Origin of the sequence: Pseudomonas sp. TE50-2 (assembly GCF_040813665.1) — a bacterium.
Lineage (GTDB): Bacteria > Pseudomonadota > Gammaproteobacteria > Pseudomonadales > Pseudomonadaceae > Aquipseudomonas > Aquipseudomonas soli.
On record NZ_JBFNXN010000001.1, the window covers coordinates 3,312,346 to 3,334,354 of the forward strand.

Annotated in this window: 24 protein-coding genes and 1 tRNA gene; 11 read left to right on the forward strand and 14 right to left on the reverse strand. The window is 63.2% G+C overall.

Annotation, left to right across the window (positions count from 1 at the left end; translation table 11 throughout):
* Positions 1-6: 6 nt before the first annotated feature.
* Positions 7-585: a hypothetical protein gene (locus AAHK21_RS15145; RefSeq protein ID WP_038706991.1), complete on the reverse strand. Its 579-nt coding sequence runs from the start codon at positions 583-585 to the stop codon at positions 7-9.
* Between the two features lie 457 nt (positions 586-1,042).
* Between AAHK21_RS15145 and AAHK21_RS15150 the strand changes: the two genes are divergently transcribed.
* Both AAHK21_RS15150 and mdtI read left to right on the forward strand, forming a co-directional pair.
* Entirely contained in the window at positions 1,043-1,402 is a 360-nt protein-coding gene (locus tag AAHK21_RS15150; RefSeq protein WP_367857665.1) for an SMR family transporter, read from the forward strand.
* The gene (gene mdtI / locus AAHK21_RS15155; RefSeq protein ID WP_023629978.1) at positions 1,396-1,713 is read left to right on the forward strand and encodes a multidrug/spermidine efflux SMR transporter subunit MdtI; all 318 of its coding nucleotides are present in this window, start codon (positions 1,396-1,398) and stop codon (positions 1,711-1,713) included. The genes AAHK21_RS15150 and mdtI overlap by 7 nt, the downstream gene beginning before the upstream one ends.
* Before the next feature lie 225 nt (positions 1,714-1,938).
* Here mdtI and AAHK21_RS15160 read toward each other — a convergent pair whose 3' ends face one another.
* From AAHK21_RS15160 to AAHK21_RS15180, 5 genes are read right to left on the reverse strand one after another with little or no spacing between them, the layout of a single operon-like run.
* Entirely contained in the window at positions 1,939-3,162 is a 1,224-nt protein-coding gene (locus AAHK21_RS15160) for a methyltransferase (protein WP_367857666.1), read from the reverse strand.
* A 59-nt stretch (positions 3,163-3,221) separates the two neighbouring features.
* On the reverse strand, positions 3,222-3,911 hold the full coding sequence (locus AAHK21_RS15165; protein ID WP_023630847.1) for an ABC transporter permease: 690 nt from the start codon (positions 3,909-3,911) through the stop codon (positions 3,222-3,224).
* Complete coding sequence (locus AAHK21_RS15170) at positions 3,912-4,604, reverse strand: ABC transporter permease (RefSeq protein WP_094010996.1); 693 nt, start codon at positions 4,602-4,604, stop codon at positions 3,912-3,914.
* Positions 4,605-4,661: 57 nt separating this feature from the next.
* A complete protein-coding gene (locus tag AAHK21_RS15175; RefSeq protein ID WP_367857667.1) occupies positions 4,662-5,423 on the reverse strand; it encodes an ABC transporter substrate-binding protein in 762 nt (253 codons plus the stop codon).
* An 11-nt stretch (positions 5,424-5,434) separates the two neighbouring features.
* Positions 5,435-6,208, reverse strand: a complete 774-nt coding sequence (locus tag AAHK21_RS15180) for an ABC transporter ATP-binding protein (RefSeq protein WP_046853793.1) — start codon at positions 6,206-6,208, stop codon at positions 5,435-5,437.
* A 606-nt stretch (positions 6,209-6,814) separates the two neighbouring features.
* Between AAHK21_RS15180 and gabP the strand changes: the two genes are divergently transcribed.
* Positions 6,815-8,200, forward strand: a complete 1,386-nt coding sequence (gene gabP, locus AAHK21_RS15185; RefSeq protein ID WP_367857668.1) for a GABA permease — start codon at positions 6,815-6,817, stop codon at positions 8,198-8,200.
* Between the two features lie 86 nt (positions 8,201-8,286).
* On the opposite strand, the gene AAHK21_RS15190 is transcribed toward gabP, so the two are convergent.
* Complete coding sequence (locus tag AAHK21_RS15190) at positions 8,287-8,730, reverse strand: hypothetical protein (protein WP_367857669.1); 444 nt, start codon at positions 8,728-8,730, stop codon at positions 8,287-8,289.
* A gap of 88 nt (positions 8,731-8,818) precedes the next feature.
* Complete coding sequence (gene ppk2, locus AAHK21_RS15195) at positions 8,819-9,829, reverse strand: polyphosphate kinase 2 (RefSeq protein WP_046853796.1); 1,011 nt, start codon at positions 9,827-9,829, stop codon at positions 8,819-8,821.
* Positions 9,830-9,993: 164 nt separating this feature from the next.
* Here ppk2 and AAHK21_RS15200 point away from each other — a divergent pair, with 164 nt between their 5' ends.
* Together AAHK21_RS15200 and AAHK21_RS15205 are read left to right on the forward strand one after the other, a co-directional pair.
* Positions 9,994-10,284, forward strand: a complete 291-nt coding sequence (locus AAHK21_RS15200; RefSeq protein ID WP_367857670.1) for a type II toxin-antitoxin system RelE/ParE family toxin — start codon at positions 9,994-9,996, stop codon at positions 10,282-10,284.
* A gap of 9 nt (positions 10,285-10,293) precedes the next feature.
* Positions 10,294-10,599, forward strand: a complete 306-nt coding sequence (locus tag AAHK21_RS15205; RefSeq protein WP_046853798.1) for an addiction module antidote protein — start codon at positions 10,294-10,296, stop codon at positions 10,597-10,599.
* A gap of 113 nt (positions 10,600-10,712) precedes the next feature.
* Here AAHK21_RS15205 and AAHK21_RS15210 read toward each other — a convergent pair.
* From AAHK21_RS15210 to AAHK21_RS15225, 4 genes are all read right to left on the reverse strand, one after another.
* Positions 10,713-10,788 (reverse strand) — tRNA-Phe (locus AAHK21_RS15210).
* A 90-nt stretch (positions 10,789-10,878) separates the two neighbouring features.
* Positions 10,879-11,151, reverse strand: coding sequence for an oxidative damage protection protein (locus AAHK21_RS15215; RefSeq protein WP_011536185.1), 273 nt, complete (start codon positions 11,149-11,151; stop codon positions 10,879-10,881).
* Entirely contained in the window at positions 11,148-12,215 is a 1,068-nt protein-coding gene (mutY, locus tag AAHK21_RS15220) for an A/G-specific adenine glycosylase (RefSeq protein WP_217867970.1), read from the reverse strand. The genes AAHK21_RS15215 and mutY overlap by 4 nt, the downstream gene beginning before the upstream one ends.
* Positions 12,212-14,461 carry an AsmA family protein gene (locus tag AAHK21_RS15225; RefSeq protein WP_367857671.1) on the reverse strand — a complete coding sequence of 750 codons (2,250 nt, stop codon included), beginning with the start codon at positions 14,459-14,461 and terminating at the stop codon, positions 12,212-12,214. Before AAHK21_RS15225 ends, mutY begins: the two co-directional genes overlap by 4 nt.
* 421 nt (positions 14,462-14,882) lie before the next feature.
* Between AAHK21_RS15225 and AAHK21_RS15230 the strand changes: the two genes are divergently transcribed.
* The 6 genes from AAHK21_RS15230 (at position 14,883) to hisF (ending at position 19,826) form a co-directional block, all read left to right on the forward strand.
* Entirely contained in the window at positions 14,883-16,541 is a 1,659-nt protein-coding gene (locus AAHK21_RS15230) for an OFA family MFS transporter (RefSeq protein WP_046853801.1), read from the forward strand.
* A 246-nt stretch (positions 16,542-16,787) separates the two neighbouring features.
* A complete protein-coding gene (hisB, locus tag AAHK21_RS15235) occupies positions 16,788-17,381 on the forward strand; it encodes an imidazoleglycerol-phosphate dehydratase HisB (RefSeq protein WP_028688464.1) in 594 nt (197 codons plus the stop codon).
* Positions 17,382-18,020, forward strand: coding sequence for an imidazole glycerol phosphate synthase subunit HisH (hisH, locus tag AAHK21_RS15240; protein ID WP_367857672.1), 639 nt, complete (start codon positions 17,382-17,384; stop codon positions 18,018-18,020).
* Positions 18,021-18,281: a DUF2164 domain-containing protein gene (locus tag AAHK21_RS15245; RefSeq protein WP_023629859.1), complete on the forward strand. Its 261-nt coding sequence runs from the start codon at positions 18,021-18,023 to the stop codon at positions 18,279-18,281. It begins immediately after the preceding gene.
* 27 nt (positions 18,282-18,308) lie between these two features.
* Positions 18,309-19,046 (forward strand): 1-(5-phosphoribosyl)-5-[(5-phosphoribosylamino)methylideneamino]imidazole-4-carboxamide isomerase, encoded by a 738-nt coding sequence (hisA, locus tag AAHK21_RS15250; protein ID WP_046853804.1) that lies wholly within the window; start codon positions 18,309-18,311, stop codon positions 19,044-19,046.
* Between the two features lie 9 nt (positions 19,047-19,055).
* A complete protein-coding gene (gene hisF / locus AAHK21_RS15255) occupies positions 19,056-19,826 on the forward strand; it encodes an imidazole glycerol phosphate synthase subunit HisF (RefSeq protein WP_023629858.1) in 771 nt (256 codons plus the stop codon).
* Between the two features lie 117 nt (positions 19,827-19,943).
* On the opposite strand, the gene choV is transcribed toward hisF, so the two are convergent.
* Together choV and choW are read right to left on the reverse strand one after the other, a co-directional pair.
* Positions 19,944-21,122 (reverse strand): choline ABC transporter ATP-binding protein, encoded by a 1,179-nt coding sequence (choV, locus tag AAHK21_RS15260; protein WP_023629857.1) that lies wholly within the window; start codon positions 21,120-21,122, stop codon positions 19,944-19,946.
* A complete protein-coding gene (gene choW / locus AAHK21_RS15265) occupies positions 21,119-21,967 on the reverse strand; it encodes a choline ABC transporter permease subunit (RefSeq protein ID WP_172670914.1) in 849 nt (282 codons plus the stop codon). Before choW ends, choV begins: the two co-directional genes overlap by 4 nt.
* Positions 21,968-22,009: the final 42 nt, after the last annotated feature.

Consider the following 22,009-nt stretch of genomic DNA (forward strand, 5'->3'; position numbering starts at 1 on the left):
AAGCAGTCAGACATAACAGTTGTGTTCATCGCTGATGGTCTTGGCGTCACGCATGAGCAGCGAGAAGGCACACAGCAGGATGCCTTTCATGATCTCGTAGACAGCCTGCGATGATACACCGATCGAGAAGCTGAAGCTCCTTTCCCCGGCCGGCAGGTCGATGGCCAGGGCCAGGCCTTGCAAGGTGTAGGTCACCGGCCACAGCAACGGGGTGAAGATGCACAGCAGGCCGACCCACCACAGCAATTTGATATTGGCCGAGGTCCAGGTCTGTCCACGCGAGAGGCGGTGGAAGAACAGGCCGGTCAGGCCGAGGGCCACAACGGAAATCAGCGTGGGAATCATGTCCACCGCCAGTACCAGGCCGACGGCCAGGGGGGATGCCTGGTAGCCGGGTTCGAGCAGCAGCGGCATCTGGTCGCCGTAGGCTTGCAGGTAGCCGTTGAAAATCTCGGGGAAGTCGAAGATGAAGAGCAAGGGTGTGATGGTCAGCTCGACGACCGCGGTTGTCCAGGCCAGGTAGGCGGCGAATGCGCCGATGGTGCGTAGGCGCGAACGCGCATAGGCCACGGATCTACTGTTCATGGGGTGCCTCCGTACAGTGATGAACGGAGCGGATTATTCTTGAATAATTATCGTAAAACAATAATTAATTTTTAGTTTGCCTCTATGGCGACGGTTTGTCGCAGGGGTGGCCTTGCTGGTGATCGCGGGGCAAGCCGGCTCCTGCAAAGACAGCGTGGGGATTATAATTTACGAAGCTTTCAGCAAGCTTTACGGGGGTTTTTCTTGAGAAGTCCATTTTTCTCGAGAAATAATTAGACTCAACCTATCATTTTGACTAAATCGATCAGCTAAGCTAATCTTGTGTTCATTATGTTGAACAGTAAAGCTTTCAAGCTCCTCTCCTCTTCCCGCCTGGTCTCCCGTGAACGTCACTGGACCGGCGACCTCTAGCGCCACCCTCCCTCTACAGCCGTAAACGTCTCTGTCTGGCGCCGATGCCTGTGCGCTCGGCCGCTGTCGCCCATGGGAGGGCACCATGCGTTCCTGGATCTACCTGATCGTCGCCATTACCTTCGAGGTGATCGGCACGGCGTCGATGAAACTCGCCGCCACTCATTTCCCCTTGATGGGGCATGCCGTCATGTACGTCATGATCTGTCTGTCGTATTTCTTCCTGGCCCTGGCGGTCAAGCGCGTGCCGGTGGGTGTTGCCTACGCGCTGTGGGAAGGGTTCGGTATCGTGCTGATCACCTTGATCAGCGTGCTCTGGCTTGGCGAAAGCCTGGGCTGGACCAAGGGCCTGGGCCTGGCGGTGATGATCGCCGGCATCCTGCTGGTCAAGGCCGGTACCCGCGCCAAGCCCGTCGAGCGTGAAGGGGAGGCCGTACCATGCTGATTCCATTTGCCTGGCTGGGCCTGGCCATCGTGCTGGAGGTATTGGCCAACCTGCTGCTCAAGTACTCCGACGGTTTCCGCCGCAAAGGCCTGGGCCTGGCCTCGATCCTCTGCGTGCTGGCGGCGTTCACCGCGCTGGCGCAGGCGGTGAAGGACATCGACCTGTCGCTGGCCTACGCCATCTGGGGTGGTTTTGGCATCCTTGCCACCGTGGCCATGGGCTGGGCCTTGTTCGGTCAGCGTCTGGCCGGGCGTGGTTGGTTGGGTCTTGCGTTGCTGCTGGTAGGCATGGGTTTGCTCAAACTGGCTTGACAACTGCCCTGCCAAAGCGCTTGGCAAAATTGCTTATGCACAAGTGGCATTGGCCGCTTGCGCGAAAGGCATGCCGACAGGCGCTACCACCGGTCTTTGCGCAAAGGCCCGTTTTTATTGGCTTTTAGGCGCATGACGGAATAAGCAAAGCAGCGCAAATAGCCCATGGATCCAAGATTTCGTGATTTTCATCACAAGCTTGTACACAGAGTTATCCACAGGCTGTCAACCGTGCTGCGGCGTGGCGTCGCGTTCACCCAGCAACAACAGGTTGCGCGGGGTCAGCGGGTAATCGCAGAACACGCCCAGGCGTACCGTATAGCCTTGCTCCTGCAGGAACAGGGCGCGATCGAGCACCAGCCACATCTCCAGGGGGCGGCGGAACAGGTTGCGTACCTGTTCGAGGTTGCGTACCTCGGCCAGGCGTTGCTGGCCGGCTGCCTCCAGGGCAACCCAGTCGGGTTGGCCGTTGATCGTCAGTTGCTTGAGTTCGGCCAGGTCGCGACAGTAGTGCTCGAAAGGCTTTGCCAGCCAGCTGACCGGCAGCGAAGGGGTGGGCAGGTATTCGTCCACGTCCCGTTGCTGGCGCTGCAGCAGGTCGAACCCGAGGCGGCGGGCCATGGACTGGTCGCGCTGGCGGCGGGTGCGCTGGCTGGAGGTGACTGCTTCGCTCAGCGGCAGGCCCAGGTCGTCCTGGGTCAATGCCAGGGCCGAGGCCTGGGCGGCGCCGGAGAGCGGCTGATAGCGCTTGCCCTGGATGCGGTTGTAGCAGCAGGGCGCGACCGCGATCTGTCGGCACCCCTGCTGGCTTGCCAGTTGCAGCAGCCGCACATGCAGGTCGCCGCAGGCGTGCAGGGCGACCGCGCTTTTGTCGCCATCCAGATGCCGGGCGCTGTCCATGGCCATGACGTCCTGCTGGACATGGGAGGCAGCCAGGTGGTGATGCTCGCTCAGGGCCTTGCCGGCACTGACCAGCTCGGCGTCGTACTCCAGGCAGGTCAGCTGCTGGCCGGGTTGCAGCAGGCGTCTGCCCAGGTGGCCTTTGCCGGAGCACCAGTCGAGCCAGTGCCGCGCAGGCTGGCTGAACGCCAGGCGGCGGCTGAAGGCTTCGATCTGCTGCCACTTGCGGCCGGGGACGTTGACGTCGAGCCGGTGCGCGGCGGGGTGCAAGCCGGCATCGGGCAGCTCGCCGACGACGGACAGTGCCTGCGCCTGTGCGGCCAGTTTTGCAAATGGGGCCGGGGCCGCAGGTTGCTCGTGTGCTTCGGCTTGCTCAAGGGTACGTTGGCGCAGCCATAGGGACAGCTCGGCGTGCTCGTCTTCCCAATCCAGGCGCAAGTGGTTGAACGGGCGCGGGCGCCACAGCTGCTGGTGCTGCAGCAGGAAGTGATCGAGGGCCTGGAAGCGCTCGAGCAGGTGCTGGTCGTGGAGGTAAGGCGTGGTCGGCATGCAGGCACCGCAGCGCTATCGACAGGGGCCGCCAAGCGGCCCCGATGGTGTTTACTGCCTCAACGCCCTTGGCAGGCATCCACGCGCAGCCAGCGCTCCAGCAGCTTGAAACCCTGCACCAGCACGAACGAGATCAGCAGGTAGAACACCCCGGCGGCAAAGAAGATCTCCACCGGCAGGTAGGTGCGGGCAATGATGGTCCGTGCCATGCCGGTCAATTCCAGCAAGGTCACGGTACTGGCCAGGGCACTGGCCTTGAGCATCAGGATCACTTCGTTGCTGTAGGCCGGCAGGCCGATGCGCGCGGCGCGCGGCAGCATGATGTAGAGCAGCGTCTTGCCCCGCGACATGCCCAGTGCTCGGGCAGCTTCGATCTCGCCCTTGGGGATCGCCTGCAAAGCACCGCGCAGGATCTCGGCGATGTAGGCGGCGGTGTGCAGGGTCATGGTCAGCACCGTGCACCAGAATGGATCGCGCAGGTACGGCCACAGCGAGCTGTTGCGCACCACGTCGAACTGGGCCAGGCCGTAGTACACCAGGAACAGCTGCACCAGCAGCGGCGTGCCGCGGAAGAAGAAGATGTAACCGAAGGGCAGGGCGCGCACATACCAGTGTCGCGACGAGCGCGCCACGCCCAGTGGAATGGCCAGGATCAGGCCGGCGATGACCGCGATGGCCACCAGCTCCAGGGTCAGGGTCGCACCCTGGGCCAGGCGTGGCAGCCACTTGATGATGACTTCCCAGTTCATTTATTCGGCCCTCATGAAGCCGCGAGCGGCGCGCTTTTCCAGGAAGTGCATGCCGGTCATGGCAATCACGGTCAGGCCCAGGTAGATGCAGGCGGCCACGGCGTAGAAGGTGAACGGCTCCTTGGTGACGGTCACGCCGATCTGCGCGTGGCGCATGATCTCTTCCAGGCCGATCACCGACACCAGCGCAGTGTCCTTCATCAGGATCATGAACAGGTTGCCCAGGCCCGGCAGGGCGATGCGCCACATCTGCGGGAGGATGATCCGCGACAGGATGCGGCCCTTGGACAGGCCCAGGGCAAGGCCCGCTTCACGATGCCCCTTGGGGATGGCCAGGATCGCGCCGCGGAATACTTCCGTGGCGTAGGCGCCGAAGCACAGGCCGAGGGCGATCACGCCAGCGGTGAAGGCACTGAGCTCCAGGCCAGGCATGTTCAGCAGTTCGCCAAGGCTGTTCATCAGCCCGACGGTGCCGAAGTAGATGAGCAGCACCCAGAGCAGTTCGGGAACGCCGCGCACCAGTGTGGAATAAGTGCCGCCAAGCCATTGCAAGGGCTTGACCGGCGAGGTCTTGGCCAGGGCGCCAAGCAGGCCCAGGACCAGTCCCAGCAGCAAGGCGCAGAGCGCCAGTTTTACGGTCATCAGGGTACCGGCCATCATGGCCGGGCCGAATCCGTGCAGGTCGATATTCATGGGTAAGTTTGTTCAAGGGACAGGCACCGCCAAGGCGGCGATGCCTGTCGGGGCGAATCAATAGATGCTGAACGGGAAGTACTTGTCGTTGATCTTCTTGTAGGTACCGTCGGCGACGATTTCCTTCAGTGCGGCATTGAGCTTGTTGCGCAGCTCGTTGTCGCCTTTGCGTACTGCGATGCCGACCTTGTCGCTTTCGTTCACCGGGTCGCCCTTGAACTCGTAGTTCTTGCCAGCGTCGGACTTCAACCAGTCGTAGTTGGCGTACTTGTCGGCGAGGATGGCATCGACGCGGCCGGAGGTCAGGTCCAGGTAGGCGTTTTCCTGGTTGTCGTACAGGCTGACCTTGAACTCGCCGTCCATGCCGCCGTTGTCGTCCAGCCAGGTCGCGGCCTGGGTGGCGCGCTGGGTGCCGATGGTCTTGCCCTTGAGCGAGGCGCGGTCAGTCTTGAAGTCGGCGCCTTTCTTGGCGATGAACTGCTGCTTGTTCGAGTAGTACGGGTCGGTGAAGTCCACCGCCTGCTTGCGCTCATCGGTGATCGACAGCGACGAGATGATGAAGTCGAACTTCTTCGCGTTCAGCGACGGGATGATGCCGTCCCAGTCGGAGGTGACCACTTCGCATTCGACCTTCATCTTGGCGCACAGGGCGTCACCGATGTCCTTGTCGAAGCCGACGACCTGGCCGCTGGCATCCTTGTTGTTGAACGGTGGGTAGGCAGCTTCGATACCCATGCGCAGTTTTTCCGCGGCCATGGCGTTGGCCGACATCACCAGCGTGGCAGCAGCTGCCAGGAGGAACTTCTTGTAGGTCTGCATGTATTGCTCCGTTAGCGGTGGCTGGACATGAATTGCTTGCAACGCGCCGAGGTCGGGTTCTCGAAGACCTGCTGCGGCGATCCTTGCTCTTCGACCAGGCCCTGGTGCAGGAAGACCACTTCACTGGACACCTGGCGGGCAAAGTTCATCTCGTGCGTCACCAGCAGCATGGTACGGCCTTCTTCGGCCAGGGCGCGGATGACGTTAAGCACTTCCTGGACCATTTCCGGATCGAGCGCCGAGGTTGGCTCGTCGAACAGGATGACCTTGGGTTTCATGGCCAGGGTACGGGCGATGGCGGCACGCTGTTGCTGGCCACCGGAAAGCTGGGCAGGGTAGCTGTGGCGCTTGTCGAAGATGCCGACCTTGTTCAGCAGCGCCTCGGCATGCTCGATGGCCTCGGCCTTGCTCTGGCCGAGCACGCGGCGCGGCGCCTCGATGATGTTGTCGAGGATCGACATGTGCGGCCACAGGTTGAAATTCTGGAAGACAAAGCCGATCTCGCTGCGCAGGCGGTTGATCTGGCGGTTGTCGGCGGCGATCAGGTCGCCGTTTTTCTGCGCCTTGAGCTTGAGGGCTTCACCGGCGACGAGGATCTCGCCCTGGTGCGGGTTCTCCAGCAGGTTGATGCAGCGCAGCAGGGTGGACTTGCCAGAGCCGGACGAGCCGAGGATGGAGATCACGTCACCGTCGCGCGCGGTCAGCGAAATGCCCTTGAGAATTTCCTGCTCGCCATAGCGTTTGTGCAGGTTGCGGATTTCCAGCGCGGGCGTGGCCTGAGCCATTTGCGGTCCTCATGTGTTCGGGTGCGTTCCCAGCTGTTGGCGGCCTTCCTGGCGAGCGCCACGCTAGCATAGCGGCGCAACGGCGGCCAACCGGGTCGCGGGGTGCTCGGGTCGCTGGTGGGACAGTTTGTCGCATCGCTGCAGTGGACTGTCGCCAGGATGTCCGCAATAGCGTTTTGCCCAGCACCGGAGCCTTGATGAAAAAAGGCGCGATGGTGCCAGCTTTGGCCCGGTCTGGGAAGCCGTTTTTAGCCGGGTGGCACTGTGTCGCGGGCTTGACGGGGGCAAGGTTGCGCCTGTTGGTTGCGCTTTCTGTTGCGCAGAATTCGTGCACAGGTGTTACCGAGGAGCACCTTTGGTGCGTTTGTAAGTGGGTATTTCCGTAATCCAGACTTGGCATGGGGTTTTGGTGGCCTTTCGGTCAAAGCTTGGCACAATGCCCTGCAAGCCGCGCCGTTATTGGTGGCAGAAACATTTCAGACGAAAGTCATTCTCAGGTGGCCCGCTTATTGCCCTCTGGAAACCACTGAATGCGGCGACGCCTATCCACACCCCGGCGCGCTGGCCAGTCATTCGTGTAGTCCACCTCCTTACAAAGGTAGTTTTATGAGCGGTAACAATTCCAATGACCTCGCTCAGGGGCTCAAGCAACGGCATGTGACCATGCTGTCCATCGCCGGCGTGATCGGCGCAGGGCTGTTCGTCGGCTCCGGCCACGCCATCGCCGCCGCCGGCCCTGCCGTGCTGCTGGCCTACGCCGCGGCCGGTACCCTGGTCGTGCTGGTGATGCGCATGCTCGGCGAAATGGCCGTCGCCTCGCCTGACACCGGTTCCTTCTCCACCTACGCCGACCGCGCCATCGGGCGCTGGGCCGGTTTCACCATCGGCTGGCTGTACTGGTGGTTCTGGGTGCTGGTGATTCCGCTGGAGGCCAACGCCGCCGCCGCCATCCTGCATGCCTGGTTCCCCTCGGTGGACCTGTGGGCGTTCTCGTTGATCATTACCCTGGCGCTGACCATCACCAACCTGTTCAGCGTGAAGAACTACGGTGAGTTCGAGTTCTGGTTCGCCCTGCTCAAGGTGCTGGCGATCATCGGCTTCATCGTCGTCGGTTGCGCGGCCATGTTCGGCATGGTGCCGAGCAGCCAGATCAGCGGCGTCAGCCACCTGTTCGACACCCAGGGCTTCATGCCCAATGGCCTGGGCGCCGTGCTGGCCGCCATGCTGACTACCATGTTCTCCTTCATGGGGACCGAGATCGTCACTATCGCCGCCGCCGAATCGAAGGATCCGGGCAAGCAGATCAGCCGCGCCACCAACTCGGTGATCTGGCGTATCTGCCTGTTCTACCTGGTATCGATCTTCCTGGTCGTGGCCATGGTGCCGTGGAACGATCCGACCCTGGCCGAGAAAGGCTCCTACCAGACTGTCCTCAGCCTGATCGGCGTGCCGAACGCCAAGCTGATCGTCGACATCGTCGTGCTGATCGCCGTGACCAGCTGCCTGAACTCGGCGCTGTACACCTCTTCGCGCATGCTCTTCTCCCTGAGCAAGCGTGGCGACGCCCCGGCGGTTGCCCAGCGCACCACCAAGGCCGGCACCCCGCACTGGGCTGTGCTGTTGTCCACCGCCGCAGCCTTCCTGTGTGTGTTCGCCAACTTCCTGGCCCCGGCCGCGGTGTTCGAGTTCCTGCTGGCCAGCTCCGGCGCCATCGCCCTGCTGGTTTACCTGGTAATTGCCGTGTCGCAACTGCGCATGCGCAGCCAGCGTGAAGCCAGTGGCGAGAAGATCTCGTTCAAGATGTGGCTGTTCCCGGGCCTGACCTGGGCGACCATCGCCTTCATCGTTGCCATTCTGGTGGTGATGGGGCTGCGCGAAGATCACCGTGCCGAGATCATCGCCACGGCAATCCTGAGCATTGGTGTGGTGGCAGCTGGTCTGCTGGTGCACCGCAAGCGTGGCGCTGCTGCGCGTGTGGCGTTGGATAGCTGATCCACAAGTGAAATGAAAAGGCCGCGTCCTGTGAAGGGCGCGGCCTTTTTTGTCTGCACGGGTTGTGGAAGCGGGGGCGGTTCGACTCAGCCGAACTGCTTCTGCTGTTGCTGCTGCTTGGCCACGACCTCCGAGGCGGTGACATAGGCGTCCTGGAACTCGTCGCTCTCCAGCCAGGCCATGGTCGCGTCCTCGTCGGCGCCGTCCAGCCATTTGCGGTAGGCGGTGAACACCATGACGATGTAGTCGGTGGCGTGCTCTTCCTTGTGGCCCTTGAGCACCAGCGCCAGCAGCGGGTCGACAAGGAACACCGAGATCATCGGCACCAGGCCGTTTTCCTGGGCTTCCTTCATTTTTTCGAACAGGCTGTCGTAGCTGCCCGACTCCATGGCCTTGTTGAACACCTGCTCGACACTGGCACTGTCGCCAGTGCTGGCCTTGACCGCCTGGCCGCTGCGCACCATGCGGTTCTGCTTGGCCTTGGTGGCGGCGCGCTTGGCGCGTTTCTGTTGCTTGGTGTTGGTGGCCATGGTGGATCCTTGGGCTGACTGGTAAAGGCGCGTATTGAAGCGTAGTTGCGCGAGAAACCCAAGAGGCCGCCTAGCGGCCCCAAAGTGTTCAGCTCACCAGCGCCGCCGGCTCATCTTCCTCAAACCCCCGCGAAGCCCGCCCGACCAGTAACGGATCCGGCGCATGCGCCACGCTGTGGTCCTTGCCTGGATAATCCAGCGAGTGCAGGAAGTGCCGAATGCAGTTGATCCGCGCGCGCTTCTTGTCGTCCGACTTGATCACCGTCCATGGTGCATCGGCCGTGTCGGTATGGAAGAACATCGCTTCCTTGGCAGCGGTGTAGTCCTCCCACTTGTCCAGCGACTTGATGTCGATGGGCGAGAGTTTCCAGTGCTTGAGCGGGTCGTCGCGACGGGAGATGAAGCGGCGCAACTGCTCCTCGCGGTTCACCGAGAACCAGAACTTGAACAGCAGGATGCCACTGTTGCACAGCATGCGTTCGAGGTCAGGTGCCTGGCGCATGAACTCCAGGTATTGCAGGGGCGAGCAGAAATCCATCACCTTCTCGACCCCGGCGCGGTTGTACCAGGAGCGATCGAAGAACACCATTTCACCCGCGGTGGGCAGGTGCTGCACATAGCGCTGGAAGTACCACTGGCCCTTTTCCTGCTCGGAAGGCTTCTCCAGTGCCACGATCCGCGCACCGCGCGGGTTCAGGTGTTCCATGAAGCGTTTGATGGTGCCGCCCTTGCCCGCAGCATCACGGCCCTCGAACAGCACGACGATGCGCTGGCCGGTTTCCTTCACCCAGTTCTGTACCTTGAGCAGCTCGATCTGCAGGTCGTGCTTGGCCTTCTCGTAGTCCTGGCGGCGCATGCGCGTGCGGTACGGGTAGCTGGCCGGCAGGCGTGCCGAGGTGCTGTCCTCGCTGCTGCCCTTGCGCGCGTTGGCCACTTCCAGGGCGGCAGGCTGCTGGCTGACCTGGGTAATGGTCTCTGGCGCGGCGGCGCTGGCGGCAGGCTTGCGCTGGCGCGGGCGACGGGTGCGAGGGGTGGGCTTGGCGCTGCTGCCGGCCTCGGCAGGCGATGGCAGGAGGAGGGTGGCGGATTCTTCGCTCATGGAGGTCCTTGCGGGGTCGTTCGAATGTCCACCTTCCATCCTATGAGCGCTGAACGGGTGGCTTTTTGATATTGGTCAAGTGGTAGAGCGATGCCGCAGGTCTGATGAACAGTTTGAAACAGATGCGGTTTGATGTAGTGTGAACTGCGGTTTACATTTTTCCCATGCACACGCTCATACAGACCGATAGATACAAGAAGTGGTTTGCTGCCTTGCGGGATGCTCGCGCGCAGGCCCGCATCAACGTGCGGCTGCGGCGTATCGAGCTTGGCGTGCTGGGGGATTGCAAGCCAGTGGGCGAGGGCGTCCTGGAGTTGAGAGTCGACTACGGGCCTGGCTATCGAGTCTATCTGGCCCGGCGCGGCTATGAGGTGATACTTCTCCTTGCCGGGGGAGATAAAACCACTCAAGCCCGCGACATCAAATCTGCACTCAAGCTGGCGCGTGATATCTAGGAGGCCACCATGGCAGACCTCAAACTTACCAAGTGGGACGCCGCCGATCACTTGAAGACCGAGCAAGACGTTGTCCTCTACCTGGAGGCGTGTCTTGAGGAAAATGATCCGGTGCTGCTTGCTGCCGCATTGGGAGACATAGCGCGTGCCCGTGGAATGGCGCAGCTGGCTCGTGATACCGGCTTGACCCGGGAAGGGCTGTACAAGGCGCTGTCTGCGGAGGGGAACCCTAGCCTGGCGACCATCATGAAGGTAATGGCAGCCCTTGGCGTGAGGTTGCATGCCGGGGCAGTGCCCCCTCAGGTAGCGGGGTAGTCCTAGACAGTTCAACCTGCGTCACAGTAAAAAATCGCAGGCAACAAAAAACCCGCACTAGGCGGGTTTCTTGTGTCGCTTCGGGTAACTTTGCAACCACCAGAAGCTGAAGGTGGTGCCCAGAGACGGAGTCGAACCGCCGACACGAGGATTTTCAATCCTCTGCTCTACCGACTGAGCTATCTGGGCGACGGGGTGAATTAAATAGATTTTCTCAGAGGCCGTCAACGACTTTTTCAAAAAAATTTAAATTAATTCCGTCGCTTACGATTTTCGGGGTCAATTCGAGGGTGGAACATAGCCTTCGGCCTGGGCGTAGTCTTCACCGGCGAAGAACTTGTCCATCTCGGCCTGGATGAATTTGCGGTCCTCGGCATTCATCATGTTCAGGCGCTTCTCGTTGATCAGCATGGTCTGGTGGTCCTGCCACTCCTTCCAGGCCTTCTGCGAGATGTGCTCGAAGATGTCCTGGCCCTTGGCGCCCGGGTAGGGGGGGCGGTCGAGGCCTGGGAGTTCTTCGTTGTACTTGCGGCACTTCACGGTGCGGGTCATCGCTTCTCTCCTGCAATCAGTTCGTCGGCCGCGCGTTGCAGCAGCTTCTTGACCGGGGCGGCGAGGCCCAGGCGCGGCGGGGTGGCGAGGTTATACCAGAGCCAGTCGGGCTCGGCCACGTGCGCGCCGACGGGGTCGACACGCACCAGCCATGGCTCGATGGCCAGCTGGAAATGGCTGAAGGTGTGGGTCAGGCCTGCCAGGGCCTGGCTGCCGGCCAGGCGCAGGCCGTGCTGGTAGGCGAGGTCTTCGAGCTGCTCGAGGCTGTCCAGCTCCGGCAGGCTCCACAGGCCGCCCCAGAGGCCGGTGGAGGGCCGACGATAGAGCAGGATCGCGCCTTCGTGGTTGGTCAGCAGCGGCATCAGGGTCTTGCGCTGGGGCAGGGCCTTGCGCGGCTTGGGCTCGGGGTAGCGGGTCTCTTCGCCGTGCAGATGGGCTTCGCAACCGCGCTGCAACGGGCAGATCAGGCAGCTGGGCTTGCTGCGCGTGCACAGCGTCGCGCCCATGTCCATCATCGCCTGGGTGTAGTGGTTGGCCCGGGTCATCGGCGTGAAGCGCTCGGCGCTGGCCCACAGCTGGTTGGCTACCTTCGGCTCGCCCGGGTAGCCGGCTTGGGCGGTGAAGCGGGCCAGTACGCGCTTGACGTTGCCGTCGAGGATCGGCGCGCGGATGCCCATGCTGATGCTGGCGATGGCCCCGGCGGTGGAGCGGCCGATACCGGGCAGCTCGGTGAGCTGCTCGACGCTGCGCGGAAACTCGCCGCCATGTTGCTCGACGACGATCTTCGCGGCCTTTTGCAGGTTACGGGCACGGGTGTAGTAGCCCAGGCCCGTCCACAGGTGCAGCACCTCGTCCTCCGGCGCCTCGGCCAGCGCCTGCACGGTGGGCAGGGCCTGCATGAAGCGGTCGAAGTAGTTGAGCACGGTGCTGACCTGGGTCTGCTGCAACATGATTTCCGACACCCACACCCGATACGGGGTGATGCCCTGTTGCCAGGGCAGGTCATGCCTGCCGTGCTGGTCGTACCAGTCCAGCACGGCGCTGGAGAACTGCTGGGGTGTCATCGCTTGAACAGCCCCTTCAATGCATCTTTGAGTTCAGGGCTCACCTTGTCTCCGAGTTTCTCTTCGAGCTTTTCATCGATCTTGTCTTTCAGGCGGTTGCCGGCCAGCTTCGCGGCCACCTTGCCCAGGCCGTCCTGGTCCAGGCGGCAGGCCTTGGCGCCCAGCTCCAGCGGGCCGCGGCAGCGCAGTGGCACTTCGACGCCGACATAGCGCTCGTTGACCTGGCAGGCCGGGTCGGGCATGGCGCGCTGGTCGCCTTCGACGACCACGCCGACGTTGTAGTCCATGCCCAGCACGCGCAGGTCGAGGTCGCCGTGGCCGTTGACGGTCAGGCCTGGGATCCGCACCTTGAGGTCCGGGTTGCTGGCCACGCCGTTACGCATTACCAGGCTGCCGCGCAGCTCCTGGAACGGCGTGTCCTTGCCACGGGGTTCGCCGCTGAGTTGCTTGCGGTTGAGGGTGGCGATGGCCTGGCACAGTTGCTGTTCCAGGTTGGCGTTGACCAGCACGCCGTCGTTGATGGTGAAGCTGGCATTGCCATTGAGCGTATCGACCAGCGCCTTCTGGCTGTTGCCGGTGGCGGTGAGGTCGCTGTTCAGGGTCAGCAGGCCCTTGACCGGCGGCGCCTGCTCAGGGGATTCACGCTTGATGAAGTGTTCCACTGGCACGCGGTTGATCTTGGTGTTGACGCCGATCTGCGGCACGGCAGGGCGTACATCAACGGTGCCCTTGGCCTCGAAGGTGCCGTTGTACAGGGCGCCGCGCAGGGTTTGCAGGGTGATCAGGCCGCCTTGGCCGCTGGCGGTCAGCTGCGCGTCGCTGATCGGCAGCTTGTCCAGCGTCAGGGCGCCGAACGACAGGTCGGCCTGCAGATCGAGGGCGCGCAGGCGATCGACCGGCAGCAGCTTGTCGCTGCTCCAGGCAACTTGCGTCGGTGCGTCGGGTAGCGGTGTGGAGCCGGCGCCGGCGACGGCGCTGGCTTCCTGCTGCTTGACCTCGGCCTGGCGCGCTGCGGTGGCACCCTTGGCTTCCTCGCTCTTGGCCGGCAGGTAGCGGTCGGCGTCGAACTTGTCGCCCTTGAGGCGCACGCGCAGGGCCTGCTTGGCGAAGTCTTCCACGGCGACCCGGCCGGTGAAGGTACTGTCGTCCAGCTTTACCGCCAGGTCTTCGAGGGCGAGGCTGTTCGGCGTGCCTTGCAGGCGGGTGACCAGCTCCAGCTTCTTGAACGCTGCCGCGTCGGCGGTGGCGGGCAGCGGGTGGCCGATACCGTCGAGGAAGGTGCGCAGGTCGAACTGGGCGATGGACAGGCCGCCGCTGACCTGCGGCGTCTTGTCGAGGTCGCGCACGTTCAGCTCGCCCAGGGCGCGCAGCTGGTTGGCCGAGACCTTCAGGCCGCTCCAGGAGGCGACATTGGCCGCCAGGTCGACCAGCACCTGGCCTTGGGCGGCGAAGGTCATGGTCTTGCCGGCCAGTGGCTCGCCCGAGGTTTCGCCAGACAGACGCATGTCCTCGAGGTTGTAGCGCTTGAGACGGCGGTCGAAGCGCAGTTCGCCGGTCAGCTCGGTGCGCGCCTTCAGGTTCGGCTGGCTGGCGCTGAGGAAGGCGCTGGCCTTGAGCGGGATGTTCACGCCTTCGTGCACGGGGCCGGTGCTCAACTGAATGCTTTCGGCGCCGTAGGTCTGGCCGGCTTTCTCGTCGGTATAAAGCACGCGGGCGTTGTTGACGGTCAGGCTGTCGATATCGAGCTTGACCGAGCGCTCGCCACTTTCCGGCTTGGCAGGTTCCGTCGCTGCGCTTGCATCGGGCGTGCTCGCCGGTGCGTTGGCGATCGCCGGGTCCGGCAATGGCTTGCCGATGTCTTCCCAGTTGCCATGGCCGTTGGCATCGCGGGTCAGCGTCAGGTTCAGACCTTCGACCCGCACGTCGCTCATCTGCACTTCACGGCGCAGCAGCGGCAGCACGCGCACCGACAGGCCGAGCATCTGCAGGTCGGCGAAAGGCACCTTGGGGTTGTTCAGCGTGGCGACGCTGGCTTCGTGCAGCTCAAGGCCCAGCCACGGGAACAGGCTCCAGCCGATGTCGCCGTTGAGGGTCAGTTCCACGTGGGCCTTGTCGCGGGCCAGCTGGCGGATTTCTTCTTTGTAGTCGTTGGGATCGAAGAGGTGGGTCAGGGCGAAGCCCAGCGCCACGATGATCAGCAACAACCCGAGAAGCCCCAGCCCCAGGATTTTGCCGAACGCTTTCATGGGCGAGTCCTTGTAGTCCGATTATGAATTTCAGCGGCGAGTATAGCGCCGTGGCACTTGGCTCTGCGTATCCGACATTTCGACAGTGGCAATGGCGGCAGTTCATTTATTGCTTGTCCGGGCCTCATCGCCGGCAAGCCGTCTCCCACAGCGACCGCGCAGGCCTCAAGACTTGCGCGGTCGCTGTGGGAGACGGCTTGCCGGCGATGCAGGCGCCACCGATAGCGGATTGATCGTTTCAGTTGACGAAAAAAACACGATATCAGATTGCTTTCATGTCACCCGCTGCTGGTAATCTTGCGCCCGCCCGTGGAGCCCCGCGACCCATTGTCGCGGTTGATGCCTGAAGCGGCCGGGCTGCCTTGCGTGCAGCCATACAGAGCCGTCCACGCGCACAGCCCACCTACAAAAGGATCAATCCATGAACAGCAGTATCACGGCGGGAGCGGCGGCAAGCACGCCGGGCTTCCTGTCGAAGGAGCGCATCATCGCCCGCCCGGGCTTCAACCGCTGGCTGGTGCCGCCGGCGGCCCTGGCCATTCACCTGTGCATCGGCATGGCCTATGGCTTCTCGGTGTTCTGGCTGCCGCTGTCCCAGGCCCTGGGTGTCAGCGCGCCAGTGGCCTGCGCCGCCGACATGGGCTTCGTCGCCCGCCTGTTCAGCGCCGAGTGCGACTGGCCGATCTCCATGCTCAGCTGGATCTACACCCTGTTCTTCGTGTTCCTCGGCTGCTCGGCCGCGGTGCTCGGTGGGTGGCTGGAGCACGCCGGCCCGCGCAAGGCCGGCCTGGTCTCGGCACTGTGCTGGTGCGGCGGCCTGCTGATCTCGGCGATCGGCGTGAAGACCCACCAGCTGTGGCTGATGTGGCTGGGTTCGGGGGTGATTGGCGGGATCGGCCTGGGCCTGGGCTACATTTCGCCGGTCTCGACCCTGATCAAGTGGTTCCCGGACAAGCGCGGCATGGCAACCGGCATGGCGATCATGGGCTTTGGTGGAGGTGCCATGGTGGGCGCTCCTCTGGCCACCGCGCTCATGGGCCACTTCGGCAGCGCGACCGAGGTGGGCGTCTGGCAGAGCTTTGTCGCCATGGCCGCGATCTACTTCGTGTTCATGACCGCGGGTGCCCTGGCCTACCGCGTGCCGCCGACCGGCTGGAAGCCCGAAGGCTGGACACCGCCGGCGAAGAAAGCCAACGCCATGGTCACCGACCGTCACGTGCACGTCAGCGTGGCCTGGAAAACCCCGCAGTTCGCCCTGGTGTGGCTGGTGCTGTGCCTGAACGTCTCGGCCGGTATCGGCATTCTCGGCATGGCTTCGCCACTGCTGCAGGAAGTGTTCGCCGGCAAGCTGCTGGGCAACGAGCTGACCTTCAGTGAGCTGAATGCCGCGCAGTTGGCGCAGATTGCCGCGATCGCCGCTGGTTTCACCGGTCTGCTGAGCCTGTTCAACATCGGCGGGCGCTTCTTCTGGGCGTCGTTCTCCGACTACATCGGCCGCAAGAACACCTACTTTGCCTTCTTCGCCCTGGGCGTGGGCCTCTACAGCCTGGTGCCGAACATGGGCCACATCGGCAACGTGGCGCTGTTCGTGGCGGCGTTCTGCATCATCCTGTCGATGTACGGCGGCGGCTTCGCCACCGTGCCGGCGTACCTGGCCGACCTGTTCGGCACGCAGATGGTCGGTGCCATCCATGGTCGCCTGCTGACTGCCTGGGCGGCGGCCGGCGTGCTCGGCCCGGTGCTGATCACTTACTTGCGCGAGGCGCAGCTGGCGGCGGGCGTGGAGCGGGCCGCGGCCTACGACATGACCCTGTACATCCTGGCCGGCCTGCTGGTGCTGGGGTTCATCTGCAACATGCTGGTACGCCCGGTGGCGGACAAGTACTTCATGACCGACGCCGAACTGGCGGCCGAGCGCGCGCTGAGCCATGACAAGGGCGCCGATTCCGCGCGTTCGCTGGAGTGGCACGCGGCGCCGGGCAGCCTGCCTCTGGTGCTGGTGGCCTGGGCGGTGGTGGTGATTCCGCTGGCCTGGGGGGTGTGGATCACCCTGCAGAAGACGGCCGTTCTGTTCCATTGATGTAGCTGTACTGGCTTCATCGCCGGCAAGCCGGCTCCCACAGGTATTGCACTGCCGCGATCTCTGTGGGGGGCGGCCTGCCAGCGAAAGGCTGCAAAGCAGCCCCAACTACACGCTTGTATAGACCTGTAAGCCTGTTATCCCCCCGCAATTGCTTGCCCTGCCATATGTCATCCGCGTTTCAAGCTGGCGCGTTCTGGGCCTATAATGGAGCCCTTTTCGCCCAATGATTTTGCGGAGCTGGTGATGGTCGAACGTAAGGCTTCCGTCGAGCGCAATACCCTGGAAACCCAGGTCAAGTGCTCGATCAACCTCGATGGCAGCGGCAAGGCCCGATTTGAAATCGGCGTGCCTTTCCTTGAACACATGCTCGACCAGATCGCCCGGCATGGGCTGATCGACCTGGACATCGAGTGCAAGGGCGACCTGCATATCGACGACCACCATACCGTCGAGGACGTCGGCATCACCCTGGGCATGGCGTTCGCCCAGGCCATCGGCGACAAGAAAGGCATCTTCCGCTATGGCCATGCCTATGTGCCGCTGGATGAGGCCCTGTCGCGCGTGGTCATCGACTTCTCCGGGCGTCCGGGCTTGCAGATGCACGTGCCGTATACCCGCGCCACCGTGGGCGGCTTCGATGTCGACCTGTTCCAGGAGTTCTTCCAGGGCTTCGTCAACCATGCCCTGGTGACCCTGCATATCGACAACCTGCGTGGCCACAACACCCACCACCAGATCGAGACCGTGTTCAAGGCGTTCGGCCGCGCGCTACGCATGGCCGTTACCCTCGACGAGCGCATGGCCGGGCAGATGCCATCCACCAAAGGATGCCTGTAAATGCAGACGGTAGCCGTAATCGACTATGGCATGGGCAACCTGCACTCGGTGGCCAAGGCCCTGGAGCATGTGGGCGCCGGCAAGGTGCTGGTGACCAGCGACGCCGCGGTGATTCGTGAAGCCGACCGCGTGGTGTTCCCGGGCGTCGGCGCGATCCGCGACTGCATGGCCGAGATCCGCCGCCTGGGCTTCGACAGCCTGGTGCGCGAAGTCAGCCAGGACCGCCCGTTCCTCGGCATCTGCGTAGGCATGCAGGCGCTGCTCGAGCGCAGCGAGGAAAACGACGGTGTCGACTGCATCGGCCTGTTCCTCGGCCAGGTACGCTTCTTCGGTAAAGACCTGAAGGAAGACGGCGAGCACCTGAAGGTGCCGCACATGGGTTGGAACGAAGTCGGCCAGACCATCGACCACCCGCTGTGGCATGACATCCCCGACCGTGCGCGTTTCTACTTCGTGCACAGCTATTTCATCGAGGCCGGCAAGCCGGGCCAGGTGGTCGGTCGCGGCCACTACGGCGTCGATTTCGCCGCTGCGCTGGCCGAAGGTTCGCGCTTCGCCGTGCAGTTCCACCCGGAGAAGAGCCATACCCATGGCCTGCAGCTGCTGCAGAACTTCGTCGCCTGGGACGGGCGCTGGTAAATGAGCCGATCGAAGACCAAGGCCCCGATCATCACCCTGACCCCGGAGCAGGAGCGCGAGGCGCTCGACACGCTCAAGCGCTTTCTCGAAGACCGCTTCGAGCTGGAGTTGGGGTCATTCGAGGTGGCCGAGGTCCTCGAGCTGTTCAGCAAAGAGATTGCACCCCATTACTACAACAGGGCGATTGCCGATGTTCAGCTGCACCTCAAGGAGCGGTTCGAGAGCATCGAAAGCGACCTGTGGGCGCTCGAGAAGCCCTGAATTCCAACGATTAGACAGGTTCCTCACATGCTGATTATCCCCGCTATCGATCTCAAGGACGGTGCCTGCGTACGCCTGCGCCAAGGCCGCATGGAAGACTCCACGGTATTTTCCGACGACCCGGTGAGCATGGCCGCCAAATGGGTCGAGGGTGGTTGCCGCCGCCTGCACTTGGTCGACCTCAACGGCGCTTTCGAAGGCCAGCCGGTCAACGGTGAAGTGGTCACGGCTATCGCCAAGCGCTATCCGACCCTGCCGATCCAGATCGGCGGTGGCATCCGCTCGCTGGAAACCATCGAGCACTACGTCAAGGCTGGTGTCAGCTACGTGATCATCGGCACCAAGGCGGTCAAGCAGCCTGAGTTCGTCGCCGAAGCATGCAAGGCGTTCCCTGGCAAGGTCATCGTCGGCCTGGACGCCAAGGACGGCTTCGTCGCCACCGACGGCTGGGCCGAAGTGAGCAGCGTGCAGGTCATCGACCTGGCCAAGCGTTTCGAGGCCGATGGCGTCTCGGCAATCGTCTACACCGACATCGCCAAGGACGGCATGATGCAGGGCTGCAACGTGCCCTTCACCAAGGCCCTGGCCGAAGCCACGCGCATCCCGGTGATCGCCTCGGGCGGCATCCACAACCTGGGCGACATCAAGGCCCTGCTGGACGCCAAGGCACCAGGCATCATCGGCGCCATCACCGGCCGTGCCATCTACGAAGGCACCCTCGACGTCGCCGAGGCCCAGGCCTTCTGCGACAACTACCAAGGCTGAGGAGCGACCATGGCACTGGCCAAGCGCATCATCCCTTGCCTGGACGTGGACAACGGCCGGGTGGTCAAGGGCGTCAAGTTCGAGAACATCCGCGATGCCGGCGACCCGGTGGAGATCGCCCGGCGCTACGACGAGCAGGGCGCCGACGAGATCACCTTCCTCGACATCACCGCCAGCGTCGATGGCCGTGACACCACCCTGCATACCGTCGAGCGCATGGCCAGCCAGGTGTTCATCCCGCTGACCGTGGGTGGTGGCGTGCGCACCGTGCAGGACATCCGCAACCTGCTCAACGCCGGTGCCGACAAGGTGTCGATCAACACCGCCGCGGTGTTCAACCCGGAGTTCGTGGGCGAGGCGGCGGACCGTTTCGGTTCGCAGTGCATCGTCGTTGCCATCGACGCCAAGAAAGTCTCCGGCCCGGGCGAAACCCCGCGCTGGGAGATCTTTACCCACGGCGGGCGCAAGCCTACCGGGCTGGATGCGGTGGAGTGGGCGAAGAAGATGGAAGGCCTGGGGGCTGGCGAGATCCTGCTGACCAGCATGGACCAGGATGGCATGAAGAATGGCTTCGACCTGGGCGTGACCCGCGCCATCAGCGATGCGCTGGGGATTCCGGTGATTGCTTCCGGTGGCGTGGGTAACCTGCAGCACCTGGCCGACGGCATCCTGGAAGGGCATGCCAGCGCGGTGCTGGCGGCGAGCATCTTCCACTTTGGCGAGTACACGGTACCGGAAGCCAAGGCCTACATGGCTTCGCGTGGGATTGTCGTACGCTGAACCACTGATTGGGGCTGCGTTGCAGCCCATCGCGGCTGAAGCCGCTCCTACAAGGATCACACGTCTCCTGTAGGAGCGGCTTCAGCCGCGATGGGCCGCAAGGCGGCCCCAATTGAATCACCCGTGATTCTTGCCGAGCAACGCGTGATACAACTCGGTATCCCCGAGTATCCCCACCACCTTGTCGTTATCCTGCAGCACCAGCTTGTTGCCGGTCTGATAACGAATCTGCAGCGCCTCGCGCATGCCGATATCGGCGTGCACCACGGTCGGCCTGCGTTCCAGCAAGCCGACATCCTGCCCCGGCGCCCAGTTCTGCATGTCCAGGCCATTCTGGCCCTGGCGTGCGCGCTTGAGCGAGCCGCCTTCGCCAAGGTCCAGCCATGAGTCGATGCCAGGGTCCAGGCACACCGAACCGTTGACCCGCCGGCAATTGTCCAGGCTGCGCATCAGGCTGCGGCCGCACAGCACGTTGAGCGGGTTGGTATGGGCGACGAAGGTGCGCACGTATTCGTCGGCTGGGTTGAGCACGATCTCTTCTGGCTTGCTGTACTGGATGATGCGCCCGTCCTTCATGATGGCGATGCGACTGCCCAGTTTCAGCGCCTCGTCCAGGTCGTGGCTGACGAACACGATGGTCTTGCTCAGCTTGCTCTGCAGGGCCAGCAATTCGTCCTGCAGGCCCTGGCGGATCAGCGGGTCGAGGGCCGAGAACGGCTCGTCCATCAGCAGGATGTCAGCGTCCATCGCCAGCGCCCGGGCCAGGCCCACGCGCTGCTGCATGCCACCGGAGAGTTCGTCCGGTTTCTTGTTGCGCCACTGGGTCAGGCCCACCAGCTCGAGCTTTTCATCCACCAGCTTGCGCCGTTCCTTCTCCGGCCGGCCCTGCATTTCCAGGCCGAAGCTGATGTTCTCGCGCACCGTCAGCCAGGGCATCAGGGCGAACTTCTGGAACACCATGGCGATGCGCTTGGTGCGCATCATTTTCAGCTCTGCCGGGGTGCAGTGGGCGATATCGATGTGCTTGCCTTCGTGCTCGACGAACAGTTTGCCGCGGCTCACGGTGTTGAGGCCATTGATGCAGCGCAGCAGGCTGGACTTGCCCGAGCCGGACAGCCCCATGAGCACGCAGATCTCGCCCTTGTTGATGTCCAGGTTGGCCTTTTCGACGCCGACCACCAGGCCCGTCTGCTTGAGGATCTGCTCACGGGTCTTGCCCTGGTCGAGCAGGGCCAGCGCCTCGCGCGGCTTGCTGGAGAAGATGACGTCGACGTCTTCGAAACGAATGATGCTCATGCCTCACCCCTTACCGGCAGCTCCGGTTGCTTGCAGATACGGTCGAGCATGATCGCCAGCAGCACGATGGCCAGGCCCGCTTCGAAGCCCAGGGAGATATCGGCGGTGTTCAGTGCGTTGACCACGGGTTTGCCCAGGCCGTCGGCACCGACCAGGGCGGCGATCACCACCATCGACAGCGACAGCATGATGCATTGCGTCACCCCGGCGGCGATGCTCGGCATGGCGTGCGGCAGTTCGATGCGGGTCAGCAACTGGCGGCGCGAGCAGCCGAAGGCCTTGCCGGCGTCCATCAGCTCCTGCGGCACGTCGCAGATGCCCAGATAAGTCAGGCGGATGGGCGCGGCGATGGCGAACACCACGGTGGATATGAGTCCTGGCACCACGCCCAGGCCGAACAGGGTCAGTGTCGGGATCAGGTAGACGAAGGTGGGCACGGTCTGCATCAGGTCCAGCACCGGGCGCATGGCGGTGTAGAACATCGGTTTATGCGCGGCGGCGATGCCCAGCGGCACGCCGATGACCACGCAGACCACCGTGGCGAAGGTGACCTGCGCCAGGGTTTCCATGGTCTCCTGCCAGTAGCCCAGGTTGAGGATCAGCAGGAACGACAGGGCGACGAAGACGGTGAGCGCCCATTTGCGCTGGATCAGGTGCGCGAGGCCGGCGAACAGGGCGATTAGCACGAACGGGTTGAACCAGGTCAGGGCGCTGGTGACCCCATGGATCATGAATTCCAGGCCTGCGGCGATGGCGTCGAAGTAGCTGGCGCCATTCTGGGTCAACCATTCGACGAATGAGGCGATGTACTGCCCCAGGGGTATTTTCTGATCGATAAGCATGATAGCGAGCTTCCACCTGCAAAGATTGAAATCAGTCCGGGGTGG